The 20,673-nt window shown below is 44.8% G+C and carries 13 protein-coding genes; 2 read left to right on the top strand and 11 right to left on the bottom strand.

From position 1 onward, the window contains the following. Window positions 1-66 precede the first annotated feature (66 nt). Entirely contained in the window at window positions 67-1,281 is a 1,215-nt protein-coding gene (locus tag G5B00_RS05840; RefSeq protein ID WP_163872338.1) for a DUF763 domain-containing protein, read from the top strand. Window positions 1,282-1,312: 31 nt separating this feature from the next. On the opposite strand, the gene G5B00_RS05835 is transcribed toward G5B00_RS05840, so the two are convergent. The 11 genes from G5B00_RS05835 to G5B00_RS05785 form a co-directional block, all read right to left on the bottom strand. After that, window positions 1,313-1,777 carry a hypothetical protein gene (locus G5B00_RS05835; RefSeq protein WP_163872337.1) on the bottom strand — a complete coding sequence of 155 codons (465 nt, stop codon included), beginning with the start codon at window positions 1,775-1,777 and terminating at the stop codon, window positions 1,313-1,315. A 168-nt stretch (window positions 1,778-1,945) separates the two neighbouring features. Beyond that, window positions 1,946-4,141, bottom strand: coding sequence for a S9 family peptidase (locus G5B00_RS05830; RefSeq protein ID WP_163872336.1), 2,196 nt, complete (start codon window positions 4,139-4,141; stop codon window positions 1,946-1,948). Between the two features lie 41 nt (window positions 4,142-4,182). Further along, window positions 4,183-6,075 carry a CocE/NonD family hydrolase gene (locus G5B00_RS05825; protein WP_163872335.1) on the bottom strand — a complete coding sequence of 631 codons (1,893 nt, stop codon included), beginning with the start codon at window positions 6,073-6,075 and terminating at the stop codon, window positions 4,183-4,185. Between the two features lie 3 nt (window positions 6,076-6,078). Next, window positions 6,079-7,227 (bottom strand): C1 family peptidase, encoded by a 1,149-nt coding sequence (locus tag G5B00_RS05820; protein WP_163872334.1) that lies wholly within the window; start codon window positions 7,225-7,227, stop codon window positions 6,079-6,081. Between the two features lie 41 nt (window positions 7,228-7,268). After that, entirely contained in the window at window positions 7,269-8,936 is a 1,668-nt protein-coding gene (locus tag G5B00_RS05815) for a serine hydrolase domain-containing protein (protein ID WP_163872333.1), read from the bottom strand. A gap of 33 nt (window positions 8,937-8,969) precedes the next feature. Next, window positions 8,970-10,289, bottom strand: coding sequence for a DUF4302 domain-containing protein (locus G5B00_RS05810; RefSeq protein ID WP_163872332.1), 1,320 nt, complete (start codon window positions 10,287-10,289; stop codon window positions 8,970-8,972). Between the two features lie 7 nt (window positions 10,290-10,296). Continuing rightward, a complete protein-coding gene (locus G5B00_RS05805) occupies window positions 10,297-12,282 on the bottom strand; it encodes a substrate import-associated zinc metallohydrolase lipoprotein (RefSeq protein WP_163872331.1) in 1,986 nt (661 codons plus the stop codon). A gap of 47 nt (window positions 12,283-12,329) precedes the next feature. Beyond that, window positions 12,330-13,799, bottom strand: a complete 1,470-nt coding sequence (locus tag G5B00_RS05800) for a RagB/SusD family nutrient uptake outer membrane protein (RefSeq protein WP_205966320.1) — start codon at window positions 13,797-13,799, stop codon at window positions 12,330-12,332. Window positions 13,800-13,811: 12 nt separating this feature from the next. Continuing rightward, the gene (locus tag G5B00_RS05795) at window positions 13,812-17,429 is read right to left on the bottom strand and encodes a SusC/RagA family TonB-linked outer membrane protein (RefSeq protein ID WP_240894399.1); all 3,618 of its coding nucleotides are present in this window, start codon (window positions 17,427-17,429) and stop codon (window positions 13,812-13,814) included. A gap of 216 nt (window positions 17,430-17,645) precedes the next feature. After that, window positions 17,646-18,764, bottom strand: coding sequence for a FecR family protein (locus G5B00_RS05790; RefSeq protein ID WP_163872328.1), 1,119 nt, complete (start codon window positions 18,762-18,764; stop codon window positions 17,646-17,648). A 72-nt stretch (window positions 18,765-18,836) separates the two neighbouring features. After that, complete coding sequence (locus G5B00_RS05785) at window positions 18,837-19,427, bottom strand: RNA polymerase sigma factor (RefSeq protein ID WP_163872327.1); 591 nt, start codon at window positions 19,425-19,427, stop codon at window positions 18,837-18,839. A 142-nt stretch (window positions 19,428-19,569) separates the two neighbouring features. On the opposite strand from G5B00_RS05785, the gene ychF reads away from it, so the two are divergent. Then, window positions 19,570-20,670 (top strand): redox-regulated ATPase YchF, encoded by a 1,101-nt coding sequence (gene ychF / locus G5B00_RS05780; RefSeq protein WP_163872326.1) that lies wholly within the window; start codon window positions 19,570-19,572, stop codon window positions 20,668-20,670. The last annotated feature ends 3 nt before the right edge of the window (window positions 20,671-20,673 follow it).

The following is a 20,673-nucleotide window of genomic DNA, read 5'->3' as shown; positions in this document are numbered from 1 at the left end:
AGAAATCATAGAACACCGGTTTATCTGATCTTTTTCACTACATTTGCACTAATAATTTTAGCGAAAATGAAGAGATCCGGAACAACAGACCTACCGCTCCACTACGGAAAAGTACCTCCTTGGCTTTATGAAAGGATGTCATCCTTAGGTTTATCCATCATCGAAGCCATCCTGATCGATTATGGCAAAGAAGAAGTTTTAAGACGATTGGCCGATCCATTTTGGTTTCAAAGCTTTGGGGCAGTCATGGGCATGGACTGGCATTCGTCCGGCATCACGACTTCGGTCATGGGTGCACTCAAGCGAGCGATCAATCCCCAAGCAACCTCATTGGGCATCTATATCTGCGGTGGCAAAGGACAATTCTCCAGGGAAACACCCGCAGAGCTGATCCGTATAGCAGATCAGACAGGTCTGGATGGCCATAAACTCGTTCATGCCAGCAAACTCTCGGCCAAGGTAGACAATACAGCCATTCAAGATGGTTATCAACTGTACTTGCACAATTTCATCCTGACAGACAATGGAAGCTGGGCTGTCGTCCAACAGGGTATGCACGAACAAGATGGTACAGCTAGGCGATACCATTGGCTTTCGGAAAACATCCAATCTTTTGTCGAAGAGCCGCACACCGGTATCAATGGTATTTCGCAGGGTAGGATATTAAACCTGACTGCTTCGGGAGCAGCTGCAAACAGAAACGGTATCCTACAGATTTCGCAAGAAGACTCCACTAAGATTTTGCAGGATTTTCGTCGGCTCATGATGCCGGGGCATCATGATGTCCGTTCGACGGATGTAGACCTCAAACGCCTCGGATCCTTACTTTATGTGACGCGCGAATTGCAGTTGGATCATTTTGAGGATTTGCTGTTATTGAAAGGTGTAGGGCCACGAACCATGCAATCACTAGCACTTGTCAGTGAGGTCATACACGGCGCACCTTCACGTTTTAGCGATCCTGCCCGTTTTTCATTTGCCCATGGAGGCAAAGATGGACATCCTTTTCCGGTACCCATCAAAGTTTATGATGAAAGTATACAGATTTTACAGAAAGGCGTAGAACGTTCCAAACTCGGTCATGCAGACAAATTAAAAACGATCAATAAACTACACCAACTGGTCATAAAGACAGAAGAACATTTTACGCCCAACTTTGATGTGCAACAGGTCATCGGACAGGAACGGACAGATTCTTGGAAGTATGGCGGCAGAACAGTCATGGGAAAAGCCAAAAGACCATTGGCTTCTCCCAGATCATCCCAACTCTCTCTATTCTAAGCGAAGGGGAATATTATTATTCAACAGAATGTTAATCCCTATCCCTTTTTCCTTTTCTTTTTTTGTCATACTTGTGATGGTCCTTGTGTTTTTTAGAACTGTAGTGTACGGAATGATGCCCTCTATCGCGCAATACCTTTTGTGATCTGTAGTTTGCATACCTTGCATATTGACTGCGGTGATGGCGATGATGCCTCCACGGATTGCTATCATTTATCACAACCTTATAGGTACGGTAGTGATCAAACTTTTTATAGCGGCCCGGCAATTTTGCCCTGGTTACCCATCGATTGCCTTGATAATATGTATATCGTCTGTGCACGACATCGTAGTATACATCTATTTCGGGCATATAATAAAACCTGGCATAATCATACCCTACAGGACCCCACAACGGCTGGCTACCTATATTGACATTGACCTGTATCTGTCCATGCGCGGAATGGACAAAACCTGAAGCAATAAATAGAATTGATAGATAGAATAACTTTTTCATAGCAACCTCCCTTTGTTTTTTTGTTAACAGTAAATATTTTTCATATACCCCTGTGACTCTGCGATGACATAGAAAGCTTAATATTGGATTGTAAAGAAAGTGCTACAATTTAGATATAAGTCAGTCAACCTTAAAATAACTCAAAAAAGATATTACTATAGTCTATTATTATTGGTTTTCATGATCACCCTTCAATTTTTTCAGAAGATAATCTGTCATCAATCTGTATAGATGAAAACGTGTCTGCGTACCCGCGATGGCGTGATCCTTGTCGGGATAATAATATTGTTCAAACTGTTTGCCCTCTTTGATCAGCTGCTGCGAAAACACGGCACTGTTTCGAAAGTGCACATTATCATCCGCAGTACCATGTATCAATAAAAGGTTGCCTTTCATACGATCGATATAGGCCATAGGTGTACTCTGCGCATATCCTTCGGGATTATCTTTTGGAAGGCCCATATGTCGCTCGGCATAGCCGGATTGGTATAGTTTCCAGTGCGTGACCGGGGCGACCGATACGGCCGTACTAAAGACATCTGCTCCGTAGGTGATCGCCATGGATGCCATAAACCCACCAAAACTCCACCCCCAATAGGCTATACGTGTACTGTCTACTGTTGTATATCGGGTGGACAACCATCGTGCGGCATCCATTTGATCCTCTATCTCCTGTATACCTAACCGACCGTAGATTGCTTTCTTAAAGTCGGCTCCCCGATATCCCGTACCCGTATTGTCCACACAGACGACGATTATTCCCTGTTGTGCCAGGTATTGATGCCAAAAGTTGACCGTCCCCCAGCTGTTGGTCACCCGCTGCGAGCCCGGGCCGCCATAGTTTGCAAAAAGAACAGGGTATTTTGCCCCTTCCCGATAATCCGGGGGGTAAAGTATCCACGCATTCAGATCCACACCATGTCTGTTGGGTATATGTACAAATTGAGGGGCCGACAACCTAAAATAGTACAACGTGTCCTTTAACCTTGCATTGTCTTCTATGGATATCACTGTACCATCCTTGACCGAATGCACAGTTGCGACAGGAGGAACATCAATGGTCGAAAAAATCCTAAGATAATGAGTAAATGCCCGATTGAAGGACAAAGTATTCCATCCGGATGTATCGGTCAGACGTTGGATATTTCCTTTGGATAGTCCGATGGACAATACCTGTCGTTCACGTGGATCTTCGGCCACACTACAATAGAGCTTCCCCCCTTTTTCATCAACTGCCAACAGTCTATCCGTATCGTATGAAAAGGGTGTAAGGAGGATTTCTTTATTTTTGCCCAGATCATATAGATATAATCTTCTCCACCCTTCTTTCTCACTCATGTAGATGAAGCGCTTTTCATCGGCAAAACTATAAAACGCATCAAAGGTAGCCCTATCTATATAGCGTTTGTCTCTTTCGGTAAGCACCGTTTTATAGATTACGTTTTGCATATCTACTTGTCCGATTTCAAAACTCTTTTGATTCCGGGGCATTTTGTAGATGAACAAGGAACGGCTGTCTTTAGCCCAATATATCCGGGGATAATAGTACTCCGCCTCGTCAGGTTTATCTCCCAACTGTGTCTCACCCGTATGTAGATCATAGATGTGGATACTCACCTTTGCTATTGGTTCTCCTGGTCGATAATAACGATACGAATAGTTTTCCCCGGCTAGGGACTTGGCATCATATATTGGAAAAGTATGGGTGGGCACTTGGGACATATCAAACGTATAATAGGCAACATACCTCCCATCGTAACTCCATTTATAGGCTTGTACCACACCAAATGTCTCTTCGTACACCCAATCTGATATGCCATTTTGTACCCCTTCATCATGAGACGCATGTGTTATCTGTATTTCTTTCCTAGCATCTAGATCATAAAGAAAAAGGTTATTGTCCCTACAATAAGCCAATTGACGTCCTATAGGGGAAAATGAGACATTACGCACAGGACGATCCGTCAGCTGAAACAAGCTGTCGTTCTTGATATCGTACAGCCAAGGAATACTCGTAAACGAGAAACGATAGATCTTGTTTCGTTGGCTATGTAACAGCAAAAGGTCTTCTTTCTCATTCCACACATGTCCATTCAGAGAGAGTCCACGCCCCCCTTCCTGTTGAGATAATCTGCGCTTAGTCAGTATGGTATCCCGCAATTTTCCATCTGCAAGCCGAAACCTCAACAAGTCTCCTTGGATCCCTAGTTGATAATAATGGGTACCGTCGGTCGAGAAGCGAAAGTTTCTAGTGCCACGTGCTTCAAAGGTATTTTTCCCATATACATCCTCTAACTGGATAAGCTGTTGTGCACGAGTACTATCCTGAGCAAGACAAGTAGGATATATTATAAAAAAAAACACAACAGAAAGGTACAATTTAGCAGTCATATGCAATAAAAAGATTAGGGGGCAGATAAAACCGGTAAGATCAACTTGGATGAATGTATCGAATTATGTAGTATACGGATAATAGAGGGTACGAAATCTTCATCCGTGCAGTTATAGATATCGAGAAATTGCTGTGGGTTGCGATCGACCAAAGGAAACCACGAACTTTGTATCTGCACCATAAGCCGATGCCCTTTCTTGAACGTATACGCTACATCAGGTAAAGTAAAGCAAACTTGCTCGGGTTGGTTGGGCACAAAAGGTTCCGGCTTATCAAAGCTCTTCCGAAATTTTCCACGAAGCACCTCACCCCGAACCAACATTTGGTAACCACCCATCGGATAGGTAGGCGACGTTATCCTTCGGTGTCTGCTCGGAATCGGATCGCCATAACTAAAGTCCTCTGGAAATACGTCGATGACCTTGACAACAAAATCCGCATCGGTGGTGCTCACACGTACTTGCAGATCGGCGACAAGAGGGCCAGCAAGTGTCAAGTCCTCTTCCAACACATCCGTCTGAAAAACAAGGACGTCCGGCCTGCGGGCAGCAAATCGCTGGTCATCTGTCATATAAGTCAATGTACGCACCCTATGTACCCCCTCCGTATAAGGCACAGGACGGGAAGGGTCACTGACATAAGAACTTTCTCCCTGAGATTCTTGCGAAGGAGTCCACGAGAGCTTCTGCTGAGCACGTAGGTAAATTGCTCTATGCTCTATATCCGGTGGAGGCCAATGGGGAAACGTATGCCATTGATTTCTACCCGAAATGTATATATTTGCTGTACCGTTCGGAACTTCCCATTTGCCCTGACCTAATAGGTAATAGTGAAAAAAAGGATATTCTATATGCTCAGCGTACCATCTGGATGTTTTTCCGGGAAAATGGATATTTCCGATAAAGTCAAGTGTGTCCCTGACCCATTGCATGTGATACCAAGGCCCCATGACTAGAGTTAAAGGCGAAGCTGGACTCATTTCACGCATACGCCTGTAAGTTTCCCAGCCACCATACGTATTCTCCGCATCAAATGGACTACCCACAACCAGTGTAGGTACAGTCAAATCCTTCAAAAAATTGGTTACTGTACGTTCATACCACCACGGACGGTACGTCCTGTCTACCATCAGGTCGTTCCAAAAAGGAATACTATCACCGGTCAGTGTCGTGAAATTTTTCAATGCCCCATTTTTAAGGAAAAAATCATAATTGTCCACGTACGGAAATGGTGAACTGGTATTATAAGTAGAGGTAGGAGAAGATCTGAATTTATCCTGCTCTGTAAAAAAACTAAATGCATCTATAAGGAAAAATGCGCCATTGTGATGAAAATCATCACCGATAAACCAATCCGTTACAGGAGCCTGTGGATTGATTGCCTGTAGAGCCGGATGTCTGCTTAAAGCCGCCATTAAGGTATAGAATCCACCATAAGATCCACCGTAAACACCGATTTTACCGTTATTGCCCTGCACATTATTGACCAACCATTCCATCGCATCATAAGAGTCGGTACGTTCATCGATGGCTTCTGGATATTGCAACGTGTCGACTAGTGGACGAATATTAACAAATGTTCCTTCGCTTCGCCACCTTCCACGCACATCCTGTATAACCAAAATATAGTTGTGCCTGACATACTCGTTGAAATGACCATCCCACCAAGGACGGAAACCTTTTCCATAAGGTGCTGACGAATAAGGCGTACGAGTCAAGAGGATAGGATGATCTTTTCCCTCTTTGGGCCTATAGATAGATGTAAACAAACGTACACCATCCCGCATAGGCACCATTACCTCCTCCTTGACATAATTGTCCGCCATCCATAACGAATCTGGATTTGTTTGAGCATTTATAAACGAAATACCACCGATCAAATACAAACAGACAAGCAATGCTTTCATGGGCTATAAGTTTAATTTGGCACGAATAAGATGGGGCATGGCATCCTTGTGTACCATGAAGGAAATCGTGTGCAATCGAATATAGGGCAACGATGCGTAAATATAACCCTTTGTAGGCCTTATACCATCTCCCGAAGAATTTTTGGTATAATAGAATATATTACCATGTTGATCCTTTGCACGACCCGTGATATGCATCAAATGATCGTCTGTAATGGTATAATCCTCAAACAACTGTTGTCTAAATGTCTGAGAAATCTCTTTTTCAGCATGTACTGCCGAAGCCAAAAACTGATCTTTTTTGCCTTTTTCTATTTTGCTGACGTCCTGCTGTGGTGCCACTGCCAATCCCAATGTATTTGAAAAACCATTGTTGTGCGTATCGGCATCCCACTCGACCGTAAAACCATGGTCTAGTGCATAGTCAAGAACGTGTACCAACTCGTCCAACGGTAGATTATAATGAAGTCCATTGGACCAATTGTCGGGTACTTCAAGAATGAATGGCCGATAATACGGATGGTGTGAAAAAGATGTCAATGTCACATAGTCTTCGGCTTTCAGCCCCAAATACTGGGCAAAACTCTTAGCGTTATAGCTCTTACCCTGGTACGCAAACTCCTTAGGCACTTCGCCAAAAAAACGATCCAACAAACGATCCACTCCTACACGCCAATCCACACGAACACCTCGCTTTTGTGTAGCTATGACTGTATCTACATACGCTTTGAGCGTGTTGTACAATTCTGTATGATTGTATTTCCCATCCTTTGTACCCTTTTGGTCATACACACCCTGTGGCACGATACCATACGTATCGATCAGGCGGATCACATCATGGGCCAATCCCCCTTGTGTAAACCGTGCACTGCCCTGACGCAAGATATAATTAGCAGCCTTTTCCTTATACGCATGCCGTACCACATACATCTCGGCCAGGTCCAACGAACCTTTGCCTTGACGGATCAATTCGGATTCCCAAAAGGAGATCGTCGCAAAACTCCAACATGTACCCGTATTGCCCTGCATCTTGAAAGGGGTATAAGGATGTTTCAGATCTTCCGTAAAACTATACTGTCCGACAGAAACCTGAGCGCGCAAAGGCACTATCAACACAAAAAATACCAGAGATAACAACAAAACTTTTTTCATACCATCATTTATTTAATATTCTATTCTCGTTCGATATATAGCTAACGTCTTTCGAAAACCAGATTATCCGCCCTGGCCATGCCAAAACTCTCTTGTGAGAGATCTGCCCTAAACCTAGTGATATTTTCTTTGCCTTGACCATATTCAAGTGTAAGGAAAATATGGTTTTCGGTAAGAAGTGACACCTTTTTTCCTTCATCGATAAATGCAGATATCACGGAGGTCGATTGTCCATTTTCAAAATTCATTCGAAATGTTTTTTCTGTCTCCGACCACGCTATCGAAATCTCTCCTCCGGCTTCCTCCGAAAAATAGCGTCCGGACAATCCGGACAGCCTTGTATCAGACAGGTCGATCGGTTTTACCTTCCTGTAATGCTGTATACCATTCGCTGTAGCGATTTCCACATCCTGACCAAAAAAACTGAATTTTCGGGTACCGGTCTTCCAAGGATCATTGTACATGCCATTCCACTCGGGATCACGAGCCAAATACAAGGAATCGCCACGATGTATCCATTCCAATACCTGTGGTCCATCAATACGTTTGTATATACCCGCTTGTATAGCAGGATCTATCGATTGTATATGCGCAGGATTGTATTGCATAGGCAATCTTAATGAATGAGCTCCTACAAACATATCCGAGACCAATCGTGCCACAGCAATAGAAGGAACGCTTGCATCATTAGACAGATATGCCACAGATAGTTTCAATACCGGATAGTACGCTAACCACGAACGGTACCCCGCCGTAGAGCCTGTATGACAAATTTCCGTCTGCCCGTTGATCGCGCGGACAAACAATGCACCACAGGTATATTCGCTTTTCGTTCCGTTGGCAAACGTGTACGGCAATAGTCTCAGCTGCTCAAATGCTTCACCCCATGTAAGGTCGGCCAACCATTGGTTCCATCGGATCAGATCTTCGGTCGTGGTCAACAGCGCGGCATGACCATAGGTATTTTCAAATGGCATGAACTGTTCATACACATTTTCATGCATCCGATAGGCTATCGCCCGATCCGGTACGACCCGACGGAAGTCTGTCCGCCATTGGGTATGTTTCATTCCTACAGGATCAAACAATTCCGATTGGGTAAAATCCGTAAAAGGACGCCCCGTAATACGCTCTATCAACAATACCATCAGATTATGATTGGAATTGCTATAGGCAAAATGGGTGCCCGGAATGAAATTTAGGCTCTTTTGCCGGAATATAATATCATACACATGTTGCTGTGTGTATACCCGGGTAGTCCTGGGCCATCCACCCATTGCGACGACAGTTCCCCAATCCTTGATCCCACTGGTGTGGGTGAGTAGATGGTGGATCGTGATCTTATGACCATAATCGGGCAATTCGGAGATATACTGACGAATATCGTCCGTCAGGGCCAACTTACCATCTTTGATCAACAGCAACAAAGCCGCAGCCGTAAACTGTTTGGATACCGAACCAGCTTCAAACAATGTACTCGAGGTATTTGGCACACGATGTTCTAACTCTGCCATTCCAAAAGATTTCTGGTAAATGATCTCTCCTGCCCGAGCAATCTGCAATACACCTCCCGGTGTTTCTTGGTTCCAAGAAGAGAGTGCCTGCTCGACAATGGCTATACTATCAGATGACCATTGTGCTTTTGCAAATTGCACAAACAGCAACAACAGCGGCCATACGATATATCGGATATTTCTGCTCTTATTCATTGCTCTTATTCATGTATACATGCAACTATTCAATCAACGAGGAATACCATAAAAAAAGTCAGCAGCATCATCGACAACATACAGACCTGCGACCAAATGGAGTGAATTTGGGTCTGGGTTTTCAACCCAGTCCACCCTAAATGTCTTGGCGGCAAAAAAATCTGCGGTGAAAGGTTTCATGATACGTTCGTCATTAAATAAGGTGTTATTGTCCCGTCTAAGATACGTAAATTGTAGTGTACCATTGGAGTTGACCTGCAAACGATACCAGATCCCTACAGTAAAAAGTGTCCCATCCACAGGATGCTTATAACGGAAATGAATAGACACTTCACCGCTCGCGAGAAAACGCATCACGGCATAGTCCAACAATATACGTCCGATAGGCGGCCCCATATAGAGCAAATTGTTTTCTTTGGCCTGATCCCACCTATCGTTTAATCCCGGAGACAGGCGAGGATCAAGCTGATCGCCGTTGAATTCGATCGTGGCAAATTCCTTACCGTATCCCACCATAGGGACAAGGGGAAATAACGGCGTCTGCGAAACCACCAGGTTTATCCGTTGACCATCTGATTGCACAAAATAGGTTTCGATATTGTCATCCCAGTAAATTTCACTAAATGTATATGTTCCTTTGTGAAATGGAGTTTTCAGCGAAATGCCCCTGTTATTGTACGTGTACGGTATGGAGACAAACTGCCCGTTTTGTGCCCCTGCAAAGAGCACAGTCTTCTTTTCGGTATTGACCATAAATTTCAAATCACCTGCAACCGAAGCAGCAAAACGATTTCGCTTTATTTTGGTTGCCACTTCCAATACCTGTCCCGATTGCCAATCCTGCACATCCTGTTGGGTAGCCTTGACCATATAGAAGTCAATCTTATTAAGCTTTCCCTGAAAGCGTAAGGTGTCTCCTGCTGATTCTACAAAGGCAAATTCATAATCGGATCCGTAACCTTGTCCGGGCTGTCCGTCAAACACATTACGATTAGGATCTGCCAACAGGTGCAGGTAAGAATACGTGTCAAAAATCAACAGGGACTGTTGGCTGGATTTAAGCCGCCAGGTGGATTCATTTACTTCGGTAACCGTTTCTTCATTCAGATCGCCGACCATTTCCACCCGTCCATCCTCATGAAAAACAAAATGAAAGGAGTAGCCACCGCCAAATTTGGTGAAGATGTGGCCGTTCCAACCGTGCTCTGCAGACACTAACTGCTCTTTGTAGGCAGTCAACACTGCATTGAGCCGTTCGTCAGGATCTCCCAATACGGGTTTCAGTTCTTTCTGACAGGATGTGATGGCTAATGCCAAAAATACCAGGATATTATATAAACTAAATCTTTTCATTATTTTATCAATTAAATACTGTTGGCATATTAGCCGCAGTCGTAGCTGTTAGGATCGGAAAGTTATTCACTAACCCGAAAAAATAGTTATTCGGACTGTTGACCGGAATGATCATACCATATTTCTCCCCTGCCGGCGGAACAGCAACAGATTCGGGCGCGTAAATAATACGCATCCCACTGGCATGGATAATATATTTGTCAAAAAATGGTTGCAGGATCGTTCGAAGATTAGCTGCATTACCATTAAAGGTATCATTCGTTAAGTTCGTCACTTTGACTATACCATTTGCATCGATGGAAAGATTTAAATTGTAACGAGCGACCGAATTGGGACTGGTGATGTTCGAGGCATGCCCGTAGAACACGGCTAACTTGGCATCATTAAGTGTTGCCCCAATATATAGCGCCATACCGAAGAGCGTTCGGTGATTAGCCGGATAACTTGCATGCGATTCACGAACTGCCGTTTTGACGGCTTCCCAATCATCTTTAAAACCCTGTGACTGTGCCGTATGGTCCGAAAACAAAAGTGTAGAATACAATTTATCAGATCCTGTCCCGAGTTTATCATGTAGTGGCTCTTGTGGATCGGTAGTACCAAAAGGCCATATATTTGACGTCAAATCAATATTGCCCAATTCACCGACAATGAAATACGTCGGATCATCGGCCTGAACAATGTGCACATATTTTTCGTCTTCCTGTGGCGGGGCGATTGCTTCGCTTGCCCATTCTACCAAAAACGGATTCGCATCAAACCATTCCCTGAGAAAAGGATCCAATGCCGGCAAGATTCGCAAGTTAGCCGCTGATGTAGGGCTGGAGAAATACGTAAACCGATAGCTGCCATCCGATTGGGGTGCAATCTGGTAATTCAGGCGCTGAGGTTCGCTCGACAATCCATTGGCTTCATAATAATAGAAGATCAGTTGTACCGTGTTGTTGCTGGTGAAACGCATGGCGAACTGGTTGTGGAACGATCGTCCACCACTCATAATCAATAGATTTGCCTCGGCTTGTGCCCATAGGTTCTTCACATTGGCCGGAATAGACGGATGTTCCATATCGACAATCACCGAGGAATAGGCTTTTTCCAGACCCAATTGCGGATAAAGCGGTGCATCAAAATCCGGCTCAATCACGGGCTCCTCGACCAGTTCATCCATTTTGGCAGCCAGTGCATCTGCCCATGCCCATATATCCACACCCCATACCTGTGCGAAATAGTCGACCAGAATAGCTGCTTTCTGCCGGATCAGCACCTGCCCTTCTGCATTGGCAGAAGCAATGATACTTTCAAATCCCACCCGGCCATTCACGAGAATGTTTGCGGTTATTTCGGCAAAATCCTCATTTGGTGTACTCATGGAATACGCATTCATGAATCCTGCATTCCGTGCATTTTGCAGGCTCACGGCATTCCAGTTTGACGTATACGCTCCGGGAGTGACGCTCTTGAACTCTACCGGATACATGACCTTTTGGTGCAAAATATGCGTCAACTCGTGGTAGATCAGCCGCACTTTACTTTTGATCTCTGCAGCACTCTCTCCTCCAAAATTATTGACCCCGAAAAGAAAGACTTTACGGGCATTTTCCGCAATACCGGCATAAACCGTACCGTCTACATTATAAAAATAACTTCCCGCCAGCATAAACTGCTTTGGAAAGTGTTTTTTCACAAAGTCGGCCCCGTTCACTTGTGCGGTCACATCGATGACGGCCGCTTTGACAAAGTTCATAAATGGCTGTATTTTGTCCATTTCCACAGGCACAAACGTCCTGTTCTGTGCAAATTCGGATGCGTCCCAACGGTACTTTACTTCGATATTGTAGGGATCTGTAAAAGTTTCCCGTAACCAGTCGTCTATCTCTGTACGTTGCCATCCATCGCGGTCGTATTCACCGATTTGCTTATCCAGAGGTGGTTCGGTCTTGCAGCCTGCTGCGAACACCGCCAAAAAGAAAAAAATATATCTCAATGCTTTCATCTGCCTGTTATATTAGTCTGTATTATCTGTTTATTCATACACTCCTATTACCTTGGATTGGGCTGTATTCCAGGATCGTTCAGTGCCTCCTGCGGCAATTGCAATGTCTTTCGGAGATCGTTGGCCGTCAACGTATAGCTACGCCCCTCTATATCCATATGGACAACCGGCAAGCGATGCCGAAGAATATCAAACCACCGCATCCCTTCGTGGATAAATTCAGGCCGCTTCAAATCCAGGATGGCTTTGATCAATGCCTCATTGTCCTGACTCACTGCATAATACGCTTTTGCCTTGTCAAGGGTGAGGTCATGGGTAGCAGGATTGTAATCCATGACCCTTTGACGGATAAACGTATTGATGTCGTTCAGGGCATCATCGTAGCGCTCCAGCATAATGTATGCTTCTGCCCGGTTGAACAGGACCTCCTCGGTAGTCAGCGCAGGAATGACCGTATAACCATATCCGGTCGTTCCACTGCTTCCACCTATCCGTGCAAAAAAGTAGGTGAATTTGCGTACATAATACGAGGTCAACCCTACTTGTCCGGTGATGTACGCCAATGTGCCTCCGGTGATATTACGTTCACCGCTCAAACCAAATATCTGGTTGCGTTGACCAACCGAGGTGCTGTAGCGGTAATCCCGCCAACGGCTTCCCCACCAGGATTGGGTTTCGATCAGCAACAGGTTTGCCGGTTCGGTAGCTTTGGTGTATTCCACGGCCAGCTCATTGTAACTCAAATTGCGGTAGCGTCCTGTCCAGGGCCGCATTTTACCGACAATATTTCCATCAGGAAAGACACTGTTTGCATGCTCGATCGCTTTTTCGGGTTTTTGCCAGAAGAGATAAAACCGTGTGGCAAAAGCATGGGCTGCCTTTCTCGTGAAATGAAACGGAGCCACACTATACACATCATCTTTTAGCAGCGGCAGCCCCTCTTTCAGATCTTTTTCGATCTGCTCATAGACATATTCCACGCTATGGCGAGAGTAGCTTTGCTCGACCACGGTCTCAGGCTGTGTGACGTAAGGTACGCCCAGGTCTCCGTCTGCCGTGTTTTTGTCGTAGGATCTGGAAAATAAATTGACCAACATAAAATGCGCATAGGCACGGGCCAACAGGGCTTCGCCTTTCCAGGGCAGATAATCCGATCCTGCCCCCATCTCTTCGATAGCACGTAGCGCATGGTTAGCCACAGCAATAGCTTTATAAGCATCGTTCCAGTAACTGGTCGGCGAATCTCTCGATATGGAACGTACGTCTCTCCAAAAATACGAATCCGTGTTGATCGCATCGGTACGCCCCTCCACATAATTGTCTGTCACGTTGTCCGTCATCGCTTCGGCAAACATCATATAATTGCCCGAGGGATAAGCCGTAACCAATAGTTTTCCGACTTTTTCCGGTGTATTGATCTGGGTACGCTGATCGGGTGCCTGTTCGAGGTATTTTTTACATCCCAGCAAGGCGAAAGCTGAGCATGCTACTAACAACAATATTGTATGGTTATTCATCTTCTTCATAGTTTAAAATCCCAATTTTAACGATAAGGTAAACTGTTGAGGCATCGGCAAAGCCACGCCTCCGGCATTAAAAAATTCGGGATCCTGTCCCCGAAGACGCTTATCGGAATACAACAAAAACAGATTGGTTCCATGTAAATTAAAAGAGAGACTATTCACCCCCAGGGCTTTCACCAGCCGTTCGTCCATATTATATCCCAACGAAACGGTTTTCAGACGGATAAATGACCCATCGACTACCCTATAGTTCGAGTAGTTGTACGTATGATAGGGCCAGGCCGCTCCAAGTTCGGTATACTCCCTGAACTCCAAAATCGAAGGTATACCCGTGAACTGTTCATCTCCGATCAGCACCCGTCTGTCAAAAAACTCATTGGGCATGGCCGAAATATCCGAGTACACACTCTTATAAAATGGATTCAAACGTATTTTATTACCGGTCTGATAGCTGAAAAACACATTTAGGGAAAACTGTTTATAACCAAATGTATTGGAAAAACCTCCGGTCACCAACGGATCCACAGATCCTTCGTAGATCAATATGTCCGTAGCACTGCTTTGCATGTTGACATTTACGCCCGGACGACCATTTTCGGTAATATACGAAGGTATTCCCGTGAACGGATCCAATCCTACAAACGGAATGGAATACAATCCCCTGACGGCTCCACCTTCTTTCACCCCTCCTGTGGGAACGACCATGTTGTAAATCACAGGTGTGTTTTTCAGATTCGTTATTTTATTCTTGTTGTAGCCAAAGGTCAGGTTGGCATTGTACTTAAAATCTTCTTTGTTCAGTATCTTCCCTCCCAATGTCAACTCCACACCATGAGATTTCATGTCGGCATAGTTGGCCTGTTTGAATGCCTGTCCCCCGATACCGGAAGTACGATAGGAACCGATCAGGTCAAAACCATTTCTATTATAATAGTCAGCCGAAAAATTAAGTTTTCCACGGTACAGACCAATGTCTACACCGATGTTTGCCTCGTATTGTTTCTCCCAGGTGAGTTCGGAGTTTTCGAGGCTCACCAACTGGATACTGGATTCCAATTCCGAAAGATTCGGTCTGAAGGTAGACCCGTCCCTGAATATAGCCGATGAGTTGGTTGCGCTACCCATACTAGCCGTCAGTCCATAGGTACCCCGCAGTTTCAAAAAATCAATTGCACGGGCATTTTCCATGAACTTCTCTTCATCAATATTCCAGGCCGTACTCAAGGTCCAGGTAGGTAGCCACCTCGCCGTCGTACTCATGCCCATTTGATTGGATCCATCATAACGGAATGTCAGGTTAGCTACGTACCGGCGGTCATACGCATAGTTGGCATTGACAAAAAATGCAGCGTACCGATCATACCATTCATTCAGTCCAAAATAATTGTCGCTGCTTTCCAACAGTTGCTTGATAATACGATAATCTGTAAACGGTACTCCTCCACTATCAAATTGGTATCCATATCCTCTGTTGTAATTCCTGCGTCGTGTAGCATACTTGATCTCCTGACCGATGAACGCGGACACGGTATGTTTTGTGTCGAATTCTCGGTTCCATTTCAATGTATTACGCATATAGAAGTTGACCATCTCATCGTCGGTGATATGCAACAGTCCTCCTTGGGGCAATACGACCATCGGCTCGGCAATAGGAAAATCCGGATCCGTGTATAGATAGGGATTATTGGACACGACCGAAGAAGACCAGTTTGCCCGATAGGCCTGTGCCATATTGGAGTATTCGGTCACTCGCTGATCCCGGCCTGTCTTGACATACCGCATAGATCCCAGCACATTGAATTCAAAATCTTCCAGAAACTTGTAACCTACATCGCCCTGTAGCTTTAAGTCCATCACGCGAACATTGAGGCTATTGTTCTCCAATTCGTTCAGGATATTGAAGGGAGCATACGAGCGTCTGAAATATTCCAGGTTTCCGTTCTCATCGTATGCAGTCAGCGTACGGCTGGTATTGAGCGCATAGCTAAATGGATTGATATCAAAATCACGGGTATACTCTCCCCGGACAGCATCATCTACACGGGTATTGGATCCAGGCGCATCCTGGTTTCTTACAGATGCACTCACGATCGTACCTAGCTTGACCTTGTCCGAAAGGTTATAGTTGGAGCGTATATTTGCCGTATAGCGTTGCGCACGATCTGCGATAGTCCATCCACTATCATTGTAATAACTGGTCGAAAAATAGTGCTGTGCATTCTCTGTCCCGGAAGATATCGATACCGCATGTTCCTGTACAAAAGAATTGTTGAACAACAGGTTAAACCAATCCGTATTGGCATTGGCATATCGGGTCAGAAAGGCATTCTGTGCTTCCGGGGTATTGCGTAAGCCAAACTGACCGGAAGTCTCATCATAGATATTGATCAGATCATACATCTTGGCAAATACTCCGCCATCTTTTGCTGTAGAAGTCGTAGAATGATTTAACCATCCCTTACGTTCCAACTCAAGGTACACCGACATCTGATCCGCTGAATTCATAATATCATACGTCCGGTAGCTCGGTTTCAGATAGGAAGAAAAATTTCCGTTGTACATCACCCTAGCTTTTCCGGATTTTCCTTTTTTGGTCGTGATGACCACGACCCCGTTCATCGCACGCGCTCCATAGAGTGCGGTAGCAGAAGCATCTTTAAGCACTTCAAAACTTTCTATATCATTTGCATTTATTCCCGCTACAGATGATCCCAACAGCGTAAGCGGGTCTCCACTGGAAAGCTGGTCGTTGGACACATTGACCACATCCTCCAGTACGACACCATCGACGACCCACAGCGGTTTGTTTTCTCCGCTGATGGACGTCGCACCTCGTACACGGATCTTCGGAGCCGTACCAAATGTACCGGAAACATTTTGTACGGATACACCGGCTACTCTTCCTTCGAGCATTCGGCTCACATCTACCACCCCTTCCATCTTGATATCGTCCATCTTCACCTGTGTGGCCGCTCCCGTAAAAAGTTTTCGGTTGATCGTCTGGTATCCCGTCACTACCACATCATCTAGTACACTGACGATCTCAGGCATCATCACACTTGCACCCACCTGAGATACCGGCAAGGTCACCTGTTGAAAACCCACAGAGCTAAAGATAATGACATCCGAATCCTTCACATCCATCAGTACAAACACACCTTCCGCGTCCGTCTTGGTAGACTGGCTCGTTCCTCTTACGGACACCGTAGCCGCTGGAATAGGCTCGCCTGCCTGATTCGTCACTTTGGCCCGAAGTGTACGCTGTATCGCTACTTCCGGTTTTTCTTTTTGACTTTTGACAGGAAATCCGGGTCTGGGAACCAACACGATGGTTTTCCCTTCGAAATAATAGGAAAAAGGCTGATTCTTAAAAACGATCTCCAATGCGTGTTCGAGGCTCACCTCTTTGAGATGGACAGAAATACCGTCAATACCTTTCACCGCTTCATCGTTGTACAGAAACATATAGCCGCTTTGTTGCTTGATGCTTTGTAAAACAGAAACCAGCGATCCACGTTGCATCGAAATCGATATCTTCTGCGAGTAGGTCTTTCCGAAGACCTGCATACCGGACAAATACAGTAGTATGACCAGTATTTTGACCGTGCGTTTGCACGATTTCATGTAATGTATTAGTCTTTCACACATTAGGGTTAGTATAAATTTAAGTTAATTAGCATATTCTTTATGATGGAGCCTAAAAAGCTATTCAATTCGTCATCCCAGAGCATCCGCTAAGCTCGTTTTATAAGTAATATGAAGCATTTTTGAACCGAGCTCATTCATGCCTTAAAAAAACAACTGCTTCATGAAAAAATTTGCTTCGTAGCTACTTCGTGGTCAAGGTGACGACTTAGGCTTTTCAGATACCGTCAATTGATTATTCTTCAAAGCAAATTTGATCTTTCCCGACTTTTCCAACATATCGATGACCTGGCCCAACGGTACATCTCGGGATATACCTCCCGTAAAATGCAAATGGGGAATGGTTGTATAGTCTACCGAAATCGCATACCAACGGGACAATTGTCTAACAATATCCGACAACCGGGTATTCTCAAACGCAAAATACCCTTCCTTCCAAGCCACCGGAGCGTGAGTATCCACTTGATCTATCTGTATACCGTGTATCGTCTGATAAGCCTGTTGACCTGGTTTAATAATCGCTGAATGCCCCTCTACGGTCTGTATACTGACACTACCTTCAATCAACGTGGTTTTAGTAGCTACCTCGTCGGGGTAAGCATTTATATTGAACTTGGTACCCAATACTTTTACATCCATCTCCGGTGTACGTACGACAAAGGCGGCACCCTGCTGGCTTTTAGTTACGTCAAAATATGCCTCACCGCGAAGTGTAACAGATCTCTCCCCTACACCAAAACTTTCCGGATAAGTCAGTTCTGATTCAGCGTTGAGCCATACCTGTGTACCATCGGGCAAAACCAGTTTGTACTGTCCTCCTCTTGGTGTCTTTACTGTGAGGCTACGGCTATCTTTGGGCAATACCACCGAACCATCACCATATACGATTTCCTGCCCACTCAGCCTGATCTCCTGTTGGTCTGCACGTAGCTCGACCGACTGTCCATCCGAGAAAAATAGCGTGGCTTGATTTCCTCCCGGTGACACTTCCTGTAAAGAAATCCGTTGTTGGGAGATCTGTTTCCTGTCGGATTGATACACAATGAAAACAATACTCAGTAGCAGACACAAGACGACAGCCGCCGCATACGGCAACCATCGGAGACGTCTGGTCTTTGGTACAGCCAGACCCGAGCGATGCAATGTTCCATTCCATATAATTTCTTTTTGCAGGACAAACAAAAAGTCTTCATCCTTCAGGGAAGTTTTTTTCCCTTCCTGATAATACCAGTTTTCCAAAAGAGCCCGCTCCCGTGGACTTGCCTCCCCTTGATTATATTTGTGAATGATCTCACGAATCTGTTCGTTGTTCATAAATCAGATTTATCTGGATTATATGAGTATAACAGGTCAGGATGGGATTGGGGGTATACCTTTTTTATTTTTTTATCGCAACAATAGTAAAACACAGATTCCTCCTATATCCTTCAATCGGGGTTTTAGGATTTTCAAGGCATTTTTAATCTGTTTTTTTACGGTTTCGGGCGAAATATGCAATCGCTCGGCAATTTCTCTATGGGACAGGTCATCCTTGCGGCTGAGCTCAAAGATTTCCCGCATCTTGGGGGGCAAGCGATCGATTTCTTGCTGTACTCTTTTTAGGAGTTCCTCACTATCCAACAATTCCTCTGTTATATTGCACGGGCTATCGGCATATTGAGCTATGGAAATTAAATAATTACTGCGTACTTTTTGACTCGCAATGACATTCAACACCCGGTTGCGAGCCTGCACATAGAGATAAGCGGACAAGTTAGTTTTATCCAAAAGATTTTCACGATGAATCCACAAACTGCTAAATACTTCCTGAACAATATCTTTCGTATCCTCTTCATCTTTAAGAACACGAAATATCTGATAATAGACCGCTGCCCAATGTTCATTGTAAATAGTCCTAAATGTGTTCACATCTCCGGCTTTCAGACGAAGAATCAACTCTATTTGGGGATCTTTAGATGTGATTTCTTTAGATTTCATTTAACCAAAGATAAATAAAAAGCAGTGAAAACAAGAGCAGCATCCTTGAAGCATGAACAATGCTCCGACAAAAACAATCCAAAGCTCGTATTCTAATGGTATTTTCCTATCTTTGCGTCAATTTTCAAATAAAAACAATTTTATGGCATTACAATGTGGTATAGTAGGTCTACCCAACGTGGGCAAATCGACCTTATTCAACTGTCTTTCGAACGCTAAGGCACAAGCCGCCAATTTTCCGTTTTGTACGATAGAGCCTAATGTGGGTGTCATTACCGTACCGGACGAACGGCTCAACAAATTGGCCGAGTTGGTAAAACCACAACGTATTGTACCCAATACCATAGAAATCGTGGATATCGCCGGATTGGTCAAGGGCGCTTCCAAAGGAGAAGGTCTCGGCAATCAATTTTTGGGAAATATCCGTACGACCAATGCCATTATACATGTACTACGCTGCTTTGACGATGGCAATGTCATCCATGTTGACGGATCTGTGGACCCGATTCGTGACAAGGAGATCATTGATACTGAACTACAGCTCAAAGACCTGGACACTGTCGTAAAACGTATACAGAAAGTAGAAAAAATGGCCAAAACCGGAGGCGATAAGGACGCAAAGAAAACCTTCGAAATCCTTTCTGTCGTCAAGGAGCACTTAGAGTCCGGTCGTTCGGCACGTACAGCACCTATTTCGCAAGAAGATTTTGAATATATAGAAGATTTGACCTTATTGACCGTCAAGCCTGTATTGTATGTCTGTAATGTGGACGAGGCCTCTGTCAATACAGGGAATGATTACGTCAACCGTGTCAAAGAGGCGGTGCAGGAAGAAAATGCGGAAGTACTGGTTATCTCCGCACAGATCGAATCCGAAATTGCCCAGTTGGAAAGCTACGAAGAGCGCCAGATGTTTCTGGACGACCTGGGGTTGAGCGAATCAGGTGTCAACAAACTTATCCGGGCGGCATACTCCCTTCTGGACCTAGCCACCTATTTTACCGCAGGTGTTCAGGAGGTCAGAGCTTGGACGATTGAAAAAGGATTTACCGCACCACAGGCTGCCGGCGTGATCCATACGGATTTTGAGAAAGGATTTATCCGGGCAGAGGTGATCAAATACAACGACTTCATTCAGTACGGTTCAGAAAACGCTGTTAAAGAGGCCGGGAAACTCGCCGTAGAGGGCAAATCCTACATCGTTGAAGACGGTGATATCATGCACTTTAGATTTAATGTATAAATA

This window comes from Parapedobacter sp. SGR-10, from assembly GCF_011030405.1.
Lineage (GTDB): Bacteria > Bacteroidota > Bacteroidia > Sphingobacteriales > Sphingobacteriaceae > Sphingobacterium.
This window is presented reverse-complemented; position numbering and strand designations above follow the sequence as displayed.

Excerpts from the sequence above, each read along its gene's own strand:
- G5B00_RS05810 (WP_163872332.1), bottom strand. The coding sequence starts at position 10,289 with ATGAAAAGATTTAGTTTATATAATATCCTGGTATTTTTGGCATTAGCC.
- G5B00_RS05790 (WP_163872328.1), bottom strand. The coding sequence starts at position 18,764 with ATGAACAACGAACAGATTCGTGAGATCATTCACAAATATAATCAAGGG.
- G5B00_RS05785 (WP_163872327.1), bottom strand. The coding sequence starts at position 19,427 with ATGAAATCTAAAGAAATCACATCTAAAGATCCCCAAATAGAGTTGATT.
- G5B00_RS05835 (WP_163872337.1), bottom strand. The coding sequence starts at position 1,777 with ATGAAAAAGTTATTCTATCTATCAATTCTATTTATTGCTTCAGGTTTT.
- ychF (WP_163872326.1), top strand. The coding sequence starts at position 19,570 with ATGGCATTACAATGTGGTATAGTAGGTCTACCCAACGTGGGCAAATCG.
- G5B00_RS05800 (WP_205966320.1), bottom strand. The coding sequence starts at position 13,799 with ATGAATAACCATACAATATTGTTGTTAGTAGCATGCTCAGCTTTCGCC.
- G5B00_RS05795 (WP_240894399.1), bottom strand. The coding sequence starts at position 17,429 with ATGAAATCGTGCAAACGCACGGTCAAAATACTGGTCATACTACTGTAT.
- G5B00_RS05820 (WP_163872334.1), bottom strand. The coding sequence starts at position 7,227 with ATGAAAAAAGTTTTGTTGTTATCTCTGGTATTTTTTGTGTTGATAGTG.
- G5B00_RS05825 (WP_163872335.1), bottom strand. The coding sequence starts at position 6,075 with ATGAAAGCATTGCTTGTCTGTTTGTATTTGATCGGTGGTATTTCGTTT.
- G5B00_RS05805 (WP_163872331.1), bottom strand. The coding sequence starts at position 12,282 with ATGAAAGCATTGAGATATATTTTTTTCTTTTTGGCGGTGTTCGCAGCA.
- G5B00_RS05840 (WP_163872338.1), top strand. The coding sequence starts at position 67 with ATGAAGAGATCCGGAACAACAGACCTACCGCTCCACTACGGAAAAGTA.
- G5B00_RS05815 (WP_163872333.1), bottom strand. The coding sequence starts at position 8,936 with ATGAATAAGAGCAGAAATATCCGATATATCGTATGGCCGCTGTTGTTG.